The 15,898-nt window shown below is 72.9% G+C and carries 11 protein-coding genes and 1 other RNA gene; 3 read left to right on the forward strand and 9 right to left on the reverse strand.

Translation table 11 applies throughout. From position 1 onward, the window contains the following. On the forward strand, positions 1-618 hold the full coding sequence (locus ACFWN3_RS04305; RefSeq protein ID WP_377643768.1) for a hypothetical protein: 618 nt from the start codon (positions 1-3) through the stop codon (positions 616-618). Here ACFWN3_RS04305 and ACFWN3_RS04310 read toward each other — a convergent pair. The 6 genes from ACFWN3_RS04310 to ACFWN3_RS04335 all read right to left on the reverse strand — a co-directional run bounded on the left by ACFWN3_RS04310 (position 591) and on the right by ACFWN3_RS04335 (position 7,884). Further along, entirely contained in the window at positions 591-1,481 is an 891-nt protein-coding gene (locus tag ACFWN3_RS04310; protein ID WP_377643770.1) for a phosphatase PAP2 family protein, read from the reverse strand. The genes ACFWN3_RS04305 and ACFWN3_RS04310 overlap by 28 nt on opposite strands. 94 nt (positions 1,482-1,575) lie before the next feature. Continuing rightward, positions 1,576-1,945: a transfer-messenger RNA gene (gene ssrA / locus ACFWN3_RS04315) on the reverse strand. A 196-nt stretch (positions 1,946-2,141) separates the two neighbouring features. Then, positions 2,142-4,616: an FAD-dependent oxidoreductase gene (locus ACFWN3_RS04320; protein WP_377643772.1), complete on the reverse strand. Its 2,475-nt coding sequence runs from the start codon at positions 4,614-4,616 to the stop codon at positions 2,142-2,144. After that, complete coding sequence (locus ACFWN3_RS04325) at positions 4,613-5,512, reverse strand: phosphotransferase (protein ID WP_377643774.1); 900 nt, start codon at positions 5,510-5,512, stop codon at positions 4,613-4,615. The genes ACFWN3_RS04320 and ACFWN3_RS04325 overlap by 4 nt, the downstream gene beginning before the upstream one ends. Before the next feature lies 1 nt (position 5,513). Continuing rightward, complete coding sequence (locus ACFWN3_RS04330; protein WP_377643776.1) at positions 5,514-7,166, reverse strand: amino acid permease; 1,653 nt, start codon at positions 7,164-7,166, stop codon at positions 5,514-5,516. Positions 7,167-7,461: 295 nt separating this feature from the next. Then, a complete protein-coding gene (locus ACFWN3_RS04335; RefSeq protein WP_377643778.1) occupies positions 7,462-7,884 on the reverse strand; it encodes a hypothetical protein in 423 nt (140 codons plus the stop codon). 273 nt (positions 7,885-8,157) lie between these two features. Between ACFWN3_RS04335 and ACFWN3_RS04340 the strand changes: the two genes are divergently transcribed. Both ACFWN3_RS04340 and ACFWN3_RS04345 read left to right on the forward strand, forming a co-directional pair. Then, positions 8,158-11,535 carry a pyruvate carboxylase gene (locus tag ACFWN3_RS04340; protein ID WP_377643780.1) on the forward strand — a complete coding sequence of 1,126 codons (3,378 nt, stop codon included), beginning with the start codon at positions 8,158-8,160 and terminating at the stop codon, positions 11,533-11,535. Between the two features lie 121 nt (positions 11,536-11,656). Then, on the forward strand, positions 11,657-11,830 hold the full coding sequence (locus ACFWN3_RS04345) for a CsbD family protein (protein WP_377643782.1): 174 nt from the start codon (positions 11,657-11,659) through the stop codon (positions 11,828-11,830). 81 nt (positions 11,831-11,911) lie between these two features. Here the strand turns inward: ACFWN3_RS04345 and ACFWN3_RS04350 are convergent, their stop codons facing one another. From ACFWN3_RS04350 to ACFWN3_RS04360, 3 genes are all read right to left on the reverse strand, one after another. Next, positions 11,912-13,945, reverse strand: a complete 2,034-nt coding sequence (locus tag ACFWN3_RS04350; protein ID WP_377643784.1) for a DUF2207 domain-containing protein — start codon at positions 13,943-13,945, stop codon at positions 11,912-11,914. After that, positions 13,946-14,422: an SsrA-binding protein SmpB gene (gene smpB, locus ACFWN3_RS04355; protein ID WP_377643786.1), complete on the reverse strand. Its 477-nt coding sequence runs from the start codon at positions 14,420-14,422 to the stop codon at positions 13,946-13,948. 117 nt (positions 14,423-14,539) lie between these two features. After that, a complete protein-coding gene (locus ACFWN3_RS04360; RefSeq protein ID WP_377643788.1) occupies positions 14,540-15,868 on the reverse strand; it encodes a M23 family metallopeptidase in 1,329 nt (442 codons plus the stop codon). Positions 15,869-15,898 lie beyond the last annotated feature (30 nt).

A 15,898-nucleotide genomic window follows, 5' to 3' on the forward strand; every position in this document is an offset into this window, starting at 1 on the left:
ATGGGCTGGGTCGACGCCCTCGGCTGGTTCGGGTCGGCGCTGCTCGTCTTCTCGCTGCTCCAGGCGCGGATCCTGCGGCTGCGCGTGCTCAACACGGTGGCGTGCGTCATCCTCGTCGTCTTCAACGCCCTGCTCGACGTCTGGCCGATGGTGGCGATGAACGTCGTCCTCGCCGTCATCAACCTGTGGTTCATCGCGCGGATGCTGCGCGAGCGCGGCGACGAGCGGGCCTACGCCGTGCTCCCCGTCGCCGAGGATGACGCCTACCTGCGCCACTTCCTCGACGTCCACCGGGCCGACATCGCGAAGTTCTTCCCCTCCTTCACGGGCGCCGGCGTGGGCGGGTCGACCTACCTCGTCCAGCACGGCGACGAGACCGCCGGCGTCATCGCGGTGCGCGACGCCGGCGACGGCACGGCACAGGTCGAGCTCGACTACGTGACGCCGCGCTTCCGCGACTTCGCGCCGGGCGAGTTCGTCTTCCGCCGGTCCGGGCTGTTCACCGATGCCGGGTTCCGGCGGGTCGTCACGGCCCCGGGGATGGTCGCGCCGTACTACGACCGGCTCGGCTTCACCCGTTCCGGCGACAGCTACACCCTCGAGCTCACGCCGTCCTGAGGACGGGCGGGCGGGTCGGGCCCGGCGGCCCGGTCGAGGGTCACCTTCACCCGGTGCGCCGTCACGACCGTGCCGAGCCAGGCCACCCCGACGAGCCAGCCGGCGATGACGTCGGTGAGCCAGTGGTGACCGAGCCAGACGCGCGAGAGCCCCATGGCCACGACGAGGACGACGACGACCGCGGCGACGGCGGTGCGGGTGCGCCCGTGCCGCAGCCCCAGCATGAGCAGGTAGGCCGAGACGCCCAGCACCACGGTCGCGTTGAGCGTGTGCCCGGACGGGAACGACGGTGAGCTCTCGTACGGGGGCACGGCCAGCGCGAGCGGCGGGCGGGCCCGGCCGACGAGGTCCTTGCCGAGCACGGTGAAGAGCAGCGAGCCCGCCGCGGCCGCGACCATGAGCACGACGGGGAGCCACGAGCGCCGCCGGAGGGCGAGCACGACGACGACGACGAGGGCGATCACGGGCATGCCGACCGTCCCGCCGAGGTCGGTGAAGCGGGTGACCCACACCTCGCCGGTCGGCGTGCGGCTGGCGACGGCGGCGTCGAGCACCGGCTGGTCGAAGACCGCGGCGCCGTCGCGGTCGGCGACCCCCTCGTAGACCTCGCCCGCGAGCGAGGTCGCCGCGAGCACGACGAGCCCGCCGACCGCAACGGTCAGGACGAGGGCGAGGTTGGCCAGGCTCCAGCGCCACACCCGGCCGAGCACGACCACGACCCGAGCGACGAGGGCGACGAACCGCCGCCCCGTGCGCGTCGGCCACTGGCCGAGGTCGCGGTCGCCGATGCGCTCCTCGTCGACGCGGCCGGGGGTCGTGGTCGTGACCGGGTCGGGCGGGGACGGCGGGGCGGCGGAGGTCACGCGCCATTGAAACAGCCGCGGTGGACGACGACGCCGGCCCGGTCCCACGGGTGTGGGACCGGGCCGGTCGCGGGGACGGTGGGAGTGAGTCCGGTGGTGGAGGTGGCGGGAATCGAACCCGCGTCCACTGACGGAACACCAGGGCTTCTCCGGGTGCAGTGCGCTATGGATTTTCTCGGCCCCAGCGCTCGCACGCACACGTCCGCTGACAGGCCCAGTCGAGTGAGAGTCCCGCGCCGTCCCCCGACATGACGACGCAGCCAGATCTCTAGATGACGCTGGTTACTGAACCGAGATCGCGCTCAGGCCAACGGACTTCGGGCTCGCTACTCAGGCAGCGAGGGCGAAGTCGGTGCGCTTGGAATCGGCACCTATTGGTTTGCACGGATCGTTTACGAGATAACCGTGCGTCCTCGACCCGCTTCCCCATGGCCTACCGACCAATGTCGAAACCGATCACCCCCGTGAGGGGGCTCACTCCCACGCTGTTCACTTGTCCCTGGCCGGTGGCTCCGCGGACGGGTCCGCCGGCTCCTGCCAGTATGCCGCTCAACACCGACGCCCCCAAACGACATTCCCCGCAGCGCGCCGGTCGCCGCGTCGCCGCGCGTCCTCGGCGCCCCCTCCTCCCCCTCCTCCAGGGCGTGCCGGGGCGGGGAGTCAGGTGGCGGGGGCGGGGCGTGGTGGGCGCCACGACGGGGTGACGGCGACGTCCTCGCCCGCGACCCCGACGGTCCAGCCCGGGCGCTCGAGGACGTCGCGCGCGACCACCGCGCCCGACGGCTCCCACACCCAGGCGAGGCCCACGGCGGCCCGGAGCGTCGCGCTGCGGGCCGCGCTCGTCACCTGCCCCACGGGGACGCCGTCACGGCGGAGCAGCTCGCCTCCCCACAGGACCGCCTCCGGGTCGGCCGCGACGAACGAGGCGAGGCGCCGCCGCGGACCCGCCGCCCGGGCCGCCTCGACCGCCGCGCGCCCCACGAAGTCGACGTCGGTCCCCAGCTTGCAGGTGAAGAGCAGGCCCGACTCGACGGGGTCGCGGTCGGGCGTCAGCTCGGCGCCCCACGCCCGGTAGCCCTGGTCGAGGCGCAGCGCGTTGATCGCGTAGTAGCCACCGAGGCGCAGCCCGAGGTCGTCGCCGGCGTCGCGCAGGCGGTCCCAGACCCCGGTCGCGAGCTCCGCCGGGACGTAGAGCTCCCAGCCGAGCTCCCCGACGTAGGTCATCCGGGTGGCGCGCACGCGGGCGACGCCGAGGTCGAGCTCGCGGCTCGTCGCGAACGGGAACGCGTCGTCCTCGAGGTCGGCCGTCGTCAGCCGGGACAGGAGGGTGCGCGAGCGCGGACCCTGCACCCCGAGGACGGCGTACGTCGTCGTGACGTCCTCGACGGTCACCCGCCACGACGGGTCGAGGTGGCGTCGCAGCCAGTCGGCGTCGCGCACCGGCGAGCCCGCGCTCGTGACGAGGAGCCAGTCGTCGGGCCCGACCCGCGTGACGGTGACGTCGGCCTCGTAGCCCCCACGGACGTTGAGCATCCCCGTGTAGACGGCGGACCCGACGGGTCGCTCGACGTCGGCGGTGCAGACCCGCTGGAGGAGCGTGGTGGCGTCGGGGCCGTGGACGCGGAGCTTGCCGAAGCTGCTCTGGTCGAACAGGGCCACGGCCTCGCGCGTGGCGCGCTGCTCGTCGTCGACCCAGGGCTGCCAGTTCTGGTGGCCCCAGCCGTAGTCGGCGCCGCGCTCGCCGGGGGCCACGCCGTCCGGCGCCACGTAGTTCGGCCGCTCCCAGCCCATCTTCGAGCCGAACCACGCGCCGGCGTCGGCGAGCCGGTCATGGACCGGCGAGCAGCGGAACGGCCGCGCCGACTCGAGCTCGCGGTTCGGCCACGGCACCGCGTAGTGGAGGCCGAGCACCTCCGAGACCCGCTCGCGCAGCCACGGCGTGCTCGCGTGGAAGGGCGCGAACCGCCGGATGTCGACGAGCGCGAGGTCCTCCTGCGGCTCGCCCGCCACGACCCACTCGGCGAGCGCCCGGCCGGCGCCCCCGGCCGAGGCGATGCCGACGGAGTTGAAGCCCGCCCCGACGAAGAACCCGGCGACGTCGGGCGACTCCCCCATGACGAACTGGTTGTCGGGCGTGAAGCTCTCGGGACCGTTGTAGAACTTCCGGATGCCCGTCGCCTCGAGGACGGGCAACCGGTGCAGGGCGCTCTCCATGAGGATCGAGAAGTGCTCCCAGTCCTCGTCGAGGAGCTGGAACTCGAACGGGTGGGGGATGGCCTCGGGGGCGACCCAGGGCTTGGCCTCCGGCTCGAAGCCGCCGACGACGAGCCCGCCGACCTCCTCCTTGTAGTAGGTCCACCCGTCGGGGTCACGCAGGATCGGCAGGTCGCGGTGGACGCCCTCGACCTGGTCGGTGACGACGTAGAAGTGCTCGGCCGAGTGGAGCGGGACCCCGACCCCCGCGAGGGCGCCCAGCGCCTTGGTCCACTGCCCCGCGCACGCGACGACGACCTCGCACTCGACGTCGCCGTGGTCGGTCCGCACGCCCCGCACACGTCGTCCTCCGGGCGCGGCGGGGTCGGCGACGACGTCGAACCCGGTGACCCGCACCCGTTCCCGGATGGTGACGCCCAGCTGACGGGCACCCTTCGCGAGCGACTGCGTCAGGTCGGTGGGGTTGGCCGTGCCGTCGCCGGGGAGCCAGATCGCGCCGGCGAGGTCGTCGGTGCGCAGGTGGGGGTAGCGCTCGCCCGCCTGGCCGGGGGTGAGCAGCTCGCAGTCGAGGTCGTAGGCAGCGGCGTTGGCGGCGGTGCGGCGCAGCGCCGTCATCCGCTCGGGCGTGCGCGCGACGATGAGGCCCCCGCACCTCCGGTACCCCGTGCCCAGGCCGGTCTCCTCCTCGAGGCGGGCGTAGAGCTCGGCGGAGTACTGGACGAGCCGGGTCCCGCTCTCGCTCGCGCGCAGCAGCCCGACGAGCCCCGCCGCGTGCCACGTCGTCCCACACGACAGGGTGCCCTGCTCGAGGAGGAGCACGTCGGCGACGCCGAGGTGCGCCAGGTGGTACGCGGTCGACGTGCCCACCGCTCCCCCACCGATGACGACGACCCGCGCCCGGGCCGGCAGGTCCCCGCTCACCGGCGCCCCGCGCGGGCGAGGAGCTCGTGGAAGCGCGGGCTCGCCGCCAGCTCCTGCGCGGGCTCCCACTTGTCCATCGCCCACCCCCGGAAGTCGAACTCGATGGCGCTCGCGCCCTCCTGGATCATCCCCCAGAGGACCCAGCCGTAGCGGGCCACCCAGCCCCACAGCTCGGCCCGCGCCACGAGGGCGTCGTCGTCGCGGCCGTAGTAGGCGCGGCACAGCTCGGCGAGGGCGTCGGGCCCGAGGCGCGCCTCGGCGACGGCGTTGCCGAGCTCGAAGGACGGCTCGTTCATCCCCGAGTACTCGTAGTCGACGATGCGCAGGTCGCCCCCGTCGTCGAGGACGTTGGCGGCGAGCAGGTCGTTGTGGCACGGCACCAGGGACTCGGGCGCCGCGGTGAGGACGCGCTCGACGGCGTCGAGGCGCGGCTCGAGGTCGAGGTAGCCCTCGGGCAGCCGGAAGCCGCGCTGCCGGACCACCTCGAGGTAGCCGCGGCGGATGGCGAACATGTCGAAGCGCCCGACGAACGCCGGCCCGGCGTGCAGCCGGCGCAGCGCGGCGGCGAAGCGCCCGAGGTTGGCCCCGACGTCGGCGTCCTCCCACGTGCGCCCCGGCAGGAAGCCGACGACGAGGACGCCCCGACCCGGCAGGTGGTCGAGCACGGGCGCCCCGACCCCCGAGGACGCCGCCGCGAGGGTGTTCGTGTGCTCGGCGTCGCGGTCGACCCCGAGCAGGCCGCTCTCGGGGGAGGAGACCCGGACCACGACGTCGAGGCCGGCGTCGGTGCGCACCCGGTAGTTGTGGTTGGTCAGCCCGCCTGGCAGGGGCGACACGTGTCGCCCCTGCCCGGCGAGGACGGGGATGTCGTCGAGCAGCCGCTCGAGGTCGTCCACGTCAGCTGGTCGGGTCGCCCGGCTTCCAGTCGTGCTCGGAGCCGCCGTGCGCCGACTTGCCGTGGTGCTCCATGGCGATCTCGTCGGCGCCCGACACCCCGGACGGCAGGTCGACCGTCGTCTTCGGACCGGTGAACCACTTCTTCGCCGACAGGTGCCACCCGATCCACAGCGCCAGCAGCGTGCCGCCCATGAGGATCGGGGCGTAGTTGACGAACTTCCAGCTGAAGTCCTCGTTGAACGGGTTGGCCGCCGGCGTGAACGGGAGGATGAAGTACACCGAGATGATGGCGATCTCGATGACGGCGACCGGCGCCATCCACTTCCACTTCGTCCCGAGGTTCCACCGTCCCTGGGGGAACGCGTCGCCCTGCCTCCACCGCAGGTAGATCGGGATGGCGAACGCCGTGTAGAGGCCGATGACCCCGACCGAGACGACGGCGTAGAACGCCACCGGCACGATGAGCGGCTCCTCGGGCGTCCCGAGGTTGACCTCGACGAGCGCCGGCAGCGTGATGAGCGCCGCGACGACCGACGAGACGATGACGGCATTGGCCGGCACCTTGCGGCTGTTGAGCCGGGCCCAGTGCGACGAGCCCGGGACCGCGCCGTCGCGGCTGAAGGCGAAGAGCATCCGGCTCGTCGACGTCATGCAGGCGGCGGTGCAGAAGAACTGCCCGATGCTCGCGATGAGCAGCACCGTGCCCGCCCAGCCCGAGGACAGCGCCTGGTTGAAGATGACGGCGACGCCGCCGCCTCCCGCCGTGACGGCGTCGGCGTCCTGGACCGCGAAGAGGAACGCGAGCAGGAGGAACCAGCCTCCGATCGCCGAGTAGAAGATCGAGCGCCAGATGCCCTTGGCCGCGCCGTCGGCGGCCCCGTGGGTCTCCTCGGACAGGTGGGCCGAGGCGTCGAAGCCGGTGATCGTGTACTGGGTCAGGAGGAAGCCGAGGGGCAGGACGTAGAACCAGAAGCCGAGGCCACCGTCGTCGCCGCCGGCCAGGCCGCCGCTGTTGTTGACCCGCATGGTGAAGACGTCGGCCACGCTCATGTGCTTCTCGGGCAGGACGACGAGGATCGCGATGACGATCGCCGCACCGGCGACGTGCCACCACACCGAGATGTTGTTGAGCAGCGCGAGCAGGTGCCCGCCGAAGATGTTCAGCACGGCGGTGAGGAGGAGCACGACGAGGAACATGATGAAGACGCGCGTCAGCGAGTAGCCCGCGGCCCACGACTCGCTCATCGTGCTGAACGACAGGTCGAAGAACGTCGCGGCGCCGTAGGCGACCGACGCGTCGATGGCGAGCAGGCCGACGAGGTTGAGCCAGCCGGTGTAGTAGCCGACCTTCGCGCCGCCCATCTTGCTGGCCCACCAGTAGATGCCGCCGGAGGTGGGGTAGGCCGACACGAGCTCGCTCATGCAGAACCCGATGATGAGGATGAAGACCGAGATGAGCGGCCACCCGATGGAGATCGCGATGGGGCCGCCGTTGTTCCAGGCCTGGCCGAACGTCGTGAAGCAGCCGGCGAGGATCGAGATGATCGAGAAGGAGATGGCGAAGTTCGAGAAACCCGACCAGGTCCGGTTGAGCTCCTGCTTGTAGCCCAGCTCTGCGAGGTGGGCCTCGTCGTCGTTCAACTGCACTGCCACGGTTGCTCCCATGGGTCCGGCCGGCCCCTGCAGACCGGCGTCGATTCGGTGCGACGAGGGCGATGCTAGGGCCAACCGGCCGGAAATGGTATGGCCTTGCCCCATTGACGGATCCCGCGCGAGTCCTGCTCGGGGGCCACCGATTCCGTGCCTCCGCACGCCGACGGGTGCGGGTCGGGCACTCGTGGCCGGTCCGGGCGTCGTCGCGGAACCACGGCAGGGCCGGGGTGGGAGCACGCCCCCACCCCGGCCCGGGGTCGCCGTCCGCCCCTGCGCGGCGCGACCGGCGTGCGGCTCAGGCGCCGCAGTCGACCGACTCGGCGCCCTCGACGAAGGCCTCGACCATCTGGAACGGCAACTCGGAGCCGGCGCCGAAGTACTCCAGCCCCGTGCCGTTCGCCCCGTTGGGGTTCATCCGCCCGGTGTGCTTCGGGTCCCCGATCGTCATCTTCTCGAAGATCTTGAGGGCGACGGGGAGCCCTTCCGCCCGCAGCTCGGCGTAGCCGGCGTCGACGGCGGCCGGGCACCCGGCGGTGTACCCCTCGAACCCGGCGCCCTCCTCGGCGGTGAGGACGTACCAGTTCGGCGAGGCGGGACCGGTGAGGGAGTACATGGGGACGAAGCAGTGGTGCGCCATCGCGGGGGCTGCCCCGACGGTGATGGCAGTGAGGGCGGCCGCGCCGACGAGGGCCGGACGGCGGAAGGACGTGAGGGACATCGCGTTTCTCTCCTGCGGTGGTGGACCCGTGGGCCCGGTGGTTTCTCTGGTTCCCCGACGATGTCGGTCGGGGCGTCCCGGCCGACAGGGCCCGGTGTCCCGACCTCCCGGGACGTCCGCACCGACCGCCGCCGGGACGCGACGCCGGGCGCGGCCGGGTGGGCGTCCGACCAGAGGACAGCCCCGTCCGCCGGGAGCCCGCCCTCATTAGGCTGGGCGCGCCCGACCGCATCGCCGGGTCCGCCGTGCCCACCCCGACCGGGAGGTCCCCACGTGTTCTCGAAGATCCTCGTCGCCAACCGCGGGGAGATCGCCGTCCGGGCCTTCCGGGCCGCGACCGAGCTCGGCGCGAAGACGGTCGCCGTCTTCCCGCACGAGGACCGCACGTCCGAGCACCGCCTCAAGGCCGACGAGTCCTACGAGATCGGCGAGGTCGGCCACCCCGTGCGCGCCTACCTCGACCACGCCGACATCGTGCGGGTGGCCGTCGAGTGCGGTGCCGACGCCATCTACCCGGGCTACGGGTTCATGTCCGAGAACCCCGACCTCGCCGAGGCCTGCGCGGCGAACGGGATCACCTTCATCGGCCCGCCCCCCTCGGCCCTGCACCTGGCCGGCAACAAGGCGCGCGCCATCACCGCCGCCCGCGCCGCCGGACTCCCGACCCTCGAGAGCGCGCCGCCGACCACCGACCTCGACGAGCTGGCCGCGGCCGCCGAGGGCATCGGCTTCCCCGTCTTCGTCAAGGCCGTCTCCGGCGGCGGCGGTCGGGGGATGCGCCGCGTCGACGACCCCTCGACCCTGCGCGAGTCCCTCGAGGCGGCCCAGCGCGAGGCCGACGCCGCCTTCGGCGACCCGACGCTCTACCTCGAGCAGGCGGTCGTCAACCCGCGGCACATCGAGGTCCAGGTGCTCGCCGACTCCACCGGCACGGTCCTCCACCTCTTCGAGCGCGACTGCTCGGTCCAGCGCCGCCACCAGAAGGTCGTCGAGATCGCCCCGGCGCCCAACCTCGACCCCGACACCCGCGCGCAGATGTGCGCCGACGCCGTGCGCTTCGCCCAGTCCATCGGCTACGTCAACGCCGGAACCGTCGAGTTCCTCCTCGGCGAGGACGGCCGGTACGTCTTCATCGAGATGAACCCGCGGATCCAGGTCGAGCACACCGTGACCGAGGAGGTCACCGACGTCGACCTCGTCATCTCGCAGATGCGGATCGCCTCCGGCGAGACGTTCGCGGACCTCGGGATGACCCAGGACGACATCCAGCTGCGGGGCGCGGCGCTCCAGTGCCGGATCACCACCGAGGACCCGAGCAACGGGTTCCGCCCCGACGCCGGCCAGATCACCGTGTACCGCTCCGCCGGTGGCGGTGGCGTGCGCCTCGACGGCGGGACCGTGTTCGTCGGGGCCCAGGTCAGCCCCCACTTCGACTCGATGCTCGTCAAGCTCACCTGTCGCGGCCGGACGTTCCCGATGGCGGTGCGCCGGGCACGACGGGCGTTGGCGGAGTTCCGGATCCGCGGCGTCTCGACGAACATCCCGTTCCTCGAGGCCGTGCTCGCCGACCCCGTGTTCCAGCGCGGCGAGGCGACGACGAGCTTCATCGACGAGCGCCCCGAGCTGCTCGAGGCCAAGATGGGCGGCGACCGCGGCACCCGCCTGCTGACCTACCTCGCCGACGTCACGGTGAACCAGCCGCACGGCGCCGCGACGACGCACATCAAGCCGCGCCTGAAGCTGCCGCCCATCGACCGCGACGCCCCCGTGCCCCCCGGCAGCCGCGACCTCCTCCTGCGGGTCGGCCCGGCCGAGTTCGCCCGGCAGCTGCGCGAGCGCACCGACGTGCCGGTCACCGACACGACCTTCCGCGACGCGCACCAGAGCCTGCTCGCCACCCGGATGCGCACCCGCGACCTGCTCCACGTCGCCGGCCACGTCTCGCGCCTGACCCCCGAGCTGCTCTCGATGGAGGCATGGGGCGGCGCGACCTACGACGTCGCGCTGCGCTTCCTCTCGGAGGACCCGTGGGAGCGGCTGGCCCTGCTGCGCGAGGCGATGCCCAACATCCCGCTCCAGATGCTCCTGCGCGGGCGCAACACCGTGGGGTACACGCCGTACCCGACCAAGGTCACCGACGCCTTCGTCGAGGAGGCCGCCCGGACCGGGCTCGACATCTTCCGGATCTTCGACTCGCTCAACGACGTCGAGCAGATGCGCCCGGCCGTCGACGCCGTCCTCGCCACCGGGACCGCCGTCGCCGAGGTGGCCCTGTGCTACACCGGCAACCTCCTCGACCCCCGCGAGCAGCTCTACACCCTCGACTACTACCTGCGTCTGGCCGAGCAGATCGTCGGCACCGGCGCCCACGTCCTCGCCATCAAGGACATGGCCGGCCTGCTGCGCGCCCCCGCCGCGACGAGGCTCGTGACCGCCCTGCGCGAGAACTTCGACCTCCCCGTCCACCTGCACACCCACGACACCGCGGGCGGCCAGATCGGCACGCTGCTGGCCGCCATCGACGCCGGGGTCGACGCCGTCGACGCCGCGTGCTCCTCGATGGCGGGGACGACGAGCCAGCCGAGCCTGTCGGCCCTCGTCGCCGCCACCGACGGCACGGAGCGCCCCACCGGCCTGGACATCGACCAGGTGTTCGCCCTCGAGCCCTACTGGGAGGGCGTGCGCCAGATCTACAAGCCCTTCGAGTCGGGGCTGCCCTCCCCCACCGGTCGGGTCTACTTCCACGAGATCCCCGGCGGCCAGCTGTCCAACCTGCGCCAGCAGGCCATCGCCCTCGGCCTCGGCGACCGGTTCGAGGACATCGAGGACATGTACGCCGCGGCCAACACCATCCTCGGCAACGTCGTCAAGGTGACGCCGTCGTCGAAGGTCGTCGGCGACCTCGCCCTCGCCCTCGTCGGCGCGGGAGCCGACCCCGCCGACTTCGAGGCCAACCCGACGAGGTACGACATCCCCGACTCGGTCATCGGCTTCCTCGAGGGCGAGCTCGGCGACCCGCCCGGCGGGTGGCCCGAGCCCTTCCGCACCAAGGCCCTCCAGGGGCGCCAGGCGCGCCCGCGCACCACCGAGCTGACCCCCGAGCAGGAGGAGGCGCTGCGCACCGACCCGCGACGCACCCTCAACCAGCTGCTCTTCCCCGGCCCGACGAGCGAGTTCGAGGACAGCCGCGAGCGCTACGGCGACCTGTCGGTGCTCGGGACCATCGAGTTCCTCCACGGGCTCGAGCAGGGCAGCGAGTACGAGGCCGAGATCGAGGCCGGCAAGCGCCTCCTGCTCGGCATCACCTCGGTCGGCGACGCCGACCGCCAGGGCATGCGCACCGTGATGTGCACGCTCAACGGGCAGTTCCGCCCCATCCAGGTCCGTGACCGGTCGGTCTCGGCCGACGTCAAGGCGGCCGAGAAGGCCGACCCGGCCGACTCCACCCACGTCCCGGCGCCCTTCGCCGGGGTCGTGACGCCGACCGTGGCCGAGGGCGACACCGTCGAGCCCGGCGGGGTCGTCGCGACGATCGAGGCGATGAAGATGGAGGCCAACATCACGAGCGCGGCCGGCGGCACCGTCGAGCGGCTCGCGATCGCCGGGCACCAGCAGGTGGAGGGCGGCGACCTCATCCTCGTCGTGTCCTGAGCGACTCCCGGATCGACGCGCAGCCAAAGCCCCGCGTGGGCGCCCTCGTGCCTACGGTGGAGGGATCCCGCATCTGGTCGAGAAGTGGCTCGGTGCTCCGGCACGACGCAAGGAGATCGACATGGGTATCGGCGACAAGATCGAGAACATGAAGGACGACCTGACCGGCAAGGCCAAGGAGGGCGCCGGCAAGGCGACCGACAACGAGCGCCTCGAGGCCGAGGGCAAGGTCGAGCAGACCGAGGCCGACCTCAACCAGGCCGGCGAGAAGGTCAAGGACGCCTTCAAGAACTGACCTGCAACAGGACCGGCACCCCCTGCTCCGGTCCCGACGGGCCGCTCCGCTGACGCGGGGCGGCCCGTCGTCCGTCCGTGCCTACCAGCTGCCGCCCGAGGACCCGCCGCCGCCGCCGCCGGAGAAGCCCCCGCCGCCGCTGAACCCGCTCGACCCGGACGACCCCGGGGTCGACACGAAGGTCCCGGCCGCGACCGTGGAGAACGAGTCCATGCTCGACGCGACGTCGGAGAAGCCCCCGCTCCCCCAGCTCCCCGCGTACCAGAGCGGGCTGGCGATGGTGTGGCCCGCGGCGGCGGCCGCCGCGGCGACCTCCTCGAAGGTGTTCGCCCACCGGTCGGCGAGGCCGAAGACGATGGCGTACGGGAGGAAGCGGCTGAAGACGTCCTGCGCCTCCTCCCACCGGATCTGGTTGGCCTCGGCCGTGGCGATGTAGCGCTCGAACCCCTTGGACTGGGCGAGGACCGCCGACCCTGCCGCCGTGCGCGCGGCCATCCGCTTGCCGAGGGCGCGCACGACGAGGCCGGACGCGCCGACCCCCAGCGCGAGGACCCACACCGGGGACACGGGGAAGTTCGCGTCGCCGAACAGGGCGGAGAGCCCGCCGCCGACGAAGAACGCGAAGAAGACCGCACCCGCCGCGACGAGCGTGCCGAGGCCGACGTAGAACGACCGCTGCCGCTCGGGGCTGCGCCGGAACCAGCCGCGGCCGACGACCTCCTCGTACATCAGCCGCTGGACGAGGTCGAGGGTCGGCTTGAAGTGGTTCTTCAGCTGGGACAGGGCGACCCGGTCGCCGCCGGCGAACACCGAGTCGAGGAGCGTCTGCTCGTAGGGCGCGAGCGCGGCCACCCCGGCCGGCGGCGCCGTGCGGGTGAGGACCCAGTCGTCGGCCCGGAACACGCCCTGGTCGTCGCGGGCGATCCGCAGGTGGCCGCGGACGGCGAGGTCGACCAGCGTGGCGGTGACGTCGACGAGGTTGACCTCCTCGTCGACGATCGTGCCGACCATGCCCGGCTGCACCCCGGGTGGCGGGGTGAACTGCACGGCCACCGTGGGTGCGGGACCGCCGACGACGACGGGCACCTCCTGCCCGCGGCCCGGCTGGAGTCCGGGGGTGAGGCCGGCGTACTGCTCGTCCCGGCCGCGGTTCCACACGAGCAGGCCCATGAGCGCGCCGGCGAGGAGGGGCAGCAGGACCCCGCCACCGATGGCGAGCCACCCGACGGCTCGCGCCGTGGCCGGGCTGAGGCTGCTCCCGGACTCGGCGTCGGAGCTGCCCTCGCGCAGGTCCGGCGTGAGGTCGCCGAACGCGTCGCGGGGGTACGAGGTGATGACGCTCGCGCCCTCCTCGGCGTCGAGGTCGGGGACGGTGAACTGGGACGTCTCACCCGCGGTCGCCTCGCACGGCGTGGTCGACCCGAGCTCGCCGTAGAAGCAGGCGGCCCGGGTGGCGGCGACCGGCGCGCGGACCGTGGCCGACACCTGCCGCTGCGGGAAGCCGTTCGAGGAGTCGACGAGGTCGTAGTAGAACTCGGCGGTCCCGTCACCGATGTCGTTGACGACGTGGGCCAGTCGGAACCGGACGACGTAGTCCTCGACCGCGCCGACGGTCTCGGACGGGCTGCCGATCCGGATCCGGCGGTACGCGCCGAAGTCCTCGATGGCGATGTCGGTGGGGGCGCCCGAGGGCGAGGTGACCTCGACGCCGCTCAGCTCGAACGCGCGGTACTGCGTCTCGCTGTCGCGGTAGCCGGCCCGCACCTGCACGTTGCGGTAGATGCCGTGCCGCTCCTCGCCCTCGGGGAAGCGCCAGCGGATCTGCTCGGTGACGAGGACCGACCCGTCCTGCTGCACCTCGAAGGTGGTCGCGAGCTGCTCGGCCTCCTCGACGGCCGGGAGGGCGGCCGACGGGGCGCCGGTGGTCCAGGAGGCCCGTGCCGGGGTGCCGAGGCCGGTTCCCGCGCGGTCCGCGGGGGCAGCGGTCCCGGGGAGGGTCGTCGTGGGCGCCGCGAGGGCGGTCGGGGCCACGACGACGAGGACCGCGAGGACGAGCGGGACCGGGCGCAGGGCGCGGGCGATGACGCGCGGCCGGCGCGGCCCGCTGCCGGTCACTCAGTCCTCGCCACGTCGGCGGGAGGAGATGGCGCGCTCGGCCTCGCGGTTGTCCTGGCGCTCGCGCAGGGCGTGCCGCTTGTCGTACTCCTTCTTGCCCTTCGCGACCGCGATCTCGACCTTGGCGCGCCCGTCCTTGAAGTACAGGGCGAGCGGGACGATGGTGTGGCCGCTCTCGCGGGTGAGGTGCGAGATGCGGGTCAGCTCCTTGCGGTGGAGCAGGAGCTTGCGCTTGCGCCGCGGGGCGTGGTTGGTCCACGTGCCGTTGAGGTACTCGGGGATGTGCACGCCCTCGAGGTACAGCTCGTCGCCGTCGAACCCGGCCCAGCCGTCGACGAGGGAGGCCCGCCCCATCCGCAGCGCCTTGACCTCGGTGCCCGTGAGGACGAGGCCCGCCTCGAACGTGTCCTCGACGAGGTAGTCGTGACGGGCCTTGCGGTTGCTCGCGACGAGCTTTCGTCCGGTCTCCTTGGCCACGAGGAGGAGGCTACCCGTCCGCACGGCGGGCCCCCACCGGGTATCCCCGGTCCGGGAGGACGGCGTGACCCGCGGACCGGGTGGCCGCCGGCGCGGCCGGGGTGTCGGGTCCGGCGGTCAGAGCCACTTGCGCGGGTCGACGAAGTTGCCGTTCTCGAGGGTCTCGAAGTGCAGGTGGCACCCGGTGGAGGTCCCGGTGCTGCCCTCGTACCCGACGATCTGGCCGCGCGAGACCTTGCCGCTCCACTTCCGGATGCTCTGGAGGTGGTTGTACGTCGTCGCCAGGCCCTCGCCGGAGACGAGGCCGTGGTCGATGACGACGCGGTTGCCGTAGCCACCGCCGTCGCCCGCGCTGATGATCGTGCCGCCGGCGGCGGCGCGGACGGGCGAGCCGCACGGGGCGGCGTAGTCGCGGCCCGAGTGCAGCTTCCAGTAGTGGTAGATCGGGTGGAAGCGCATGCCGAACTCCGAGCTGACCCGTCCGCTGCTCGGCCGGCTGAGGTAGCCGTCGCCGGAGGGCGCGGACCCACCGGAGCTGGAGCCGCCGCCACCCTGGTTGCGCTTCTTGCGCTCCCGCGCCGCCTTCTCGGCCGCGCGGCGCTTGGCCTCGGCGGCGCGCTTGGCGAGGACCTTGCGCAGGCGGCTCTGCTCGGCCTCGAGGCTGGTGAGCCGGGCCCGGTCGCGGGCGAGCTTCGCCTGGACCGTCTTGCTCTGGGCGAACTGGCGGGCGGCGAGGCCGTCGAGGGCGGCCTTGGCGCTCGTCGCGGCGTCACGGGCCTTCTTCGCCCTCGCGAGGGCGGCCTCGGCCTGCTTCTTCTTCGCGGCGGAGTCGACCCGCAGGGCGGAGAGGTGGTCCTCGAGCGCGGTGAGGCCGGCGCGCTCGGTGGTGAGCCGCTCCATCGCCTCGCTCTGCACGTCCATGACGGTGTCGACGAGCGCGATCCGGTCGGCGAACTGCTGGGGGTCCGAGCTGGTGAGCGCCATGTCGAGCTGGCCGAAGCCCTGCTCCTGGTAGATCTGCGCGGCGAACTGGGCGACCCGGTTGCGGCTCTCGGTGACCTCGGCCGTCGTCCTGCGCAGCTGGTCCTGGGCCTTCTTCTCGCTGGCGACGGCGGCCTCGAGCTCCTGCTCCGCGACGGCGTTCGCGCGGTCGGCGGCGGCTGCGGCGGCCCGGGCCCGCTCCATCGCGGACCGGGCGGCGGGGATCGCGTCCTTCGTCTTCTGCAGCGCGGCGTAGGCGGCGGCGAGGTCGGCGCTCGTGTCGTCGAGGGAGTCCTTGAGCCGGTCGACCTGGGTGTCGACCTTCTTCTTCTCCTTGCCCGGGTCGGAGCCGGTGGGCACCGCCTGGGCGGACGTCGTCGCGAGCGCGGCGGCGCACAGCAGCGAGGTCCCGAGGGCGAGGGCCCGGCGAGGGGCGCGCGTCGGAGCGCGGTCAGGTCGTCCCATGATCACCATTGGTAACACGTTTCACAGCGG

It is taken from the genome of Oryzobacter terrae (assembly GCF_042756445.1).
Taxonomy (GTDB): domain Bacteria; phylum Actinomycetota; class Actinomycetes; order Actinomycetales; family Dermatophilaceae; genus Oryzobacter; species Oryzobacter terrae.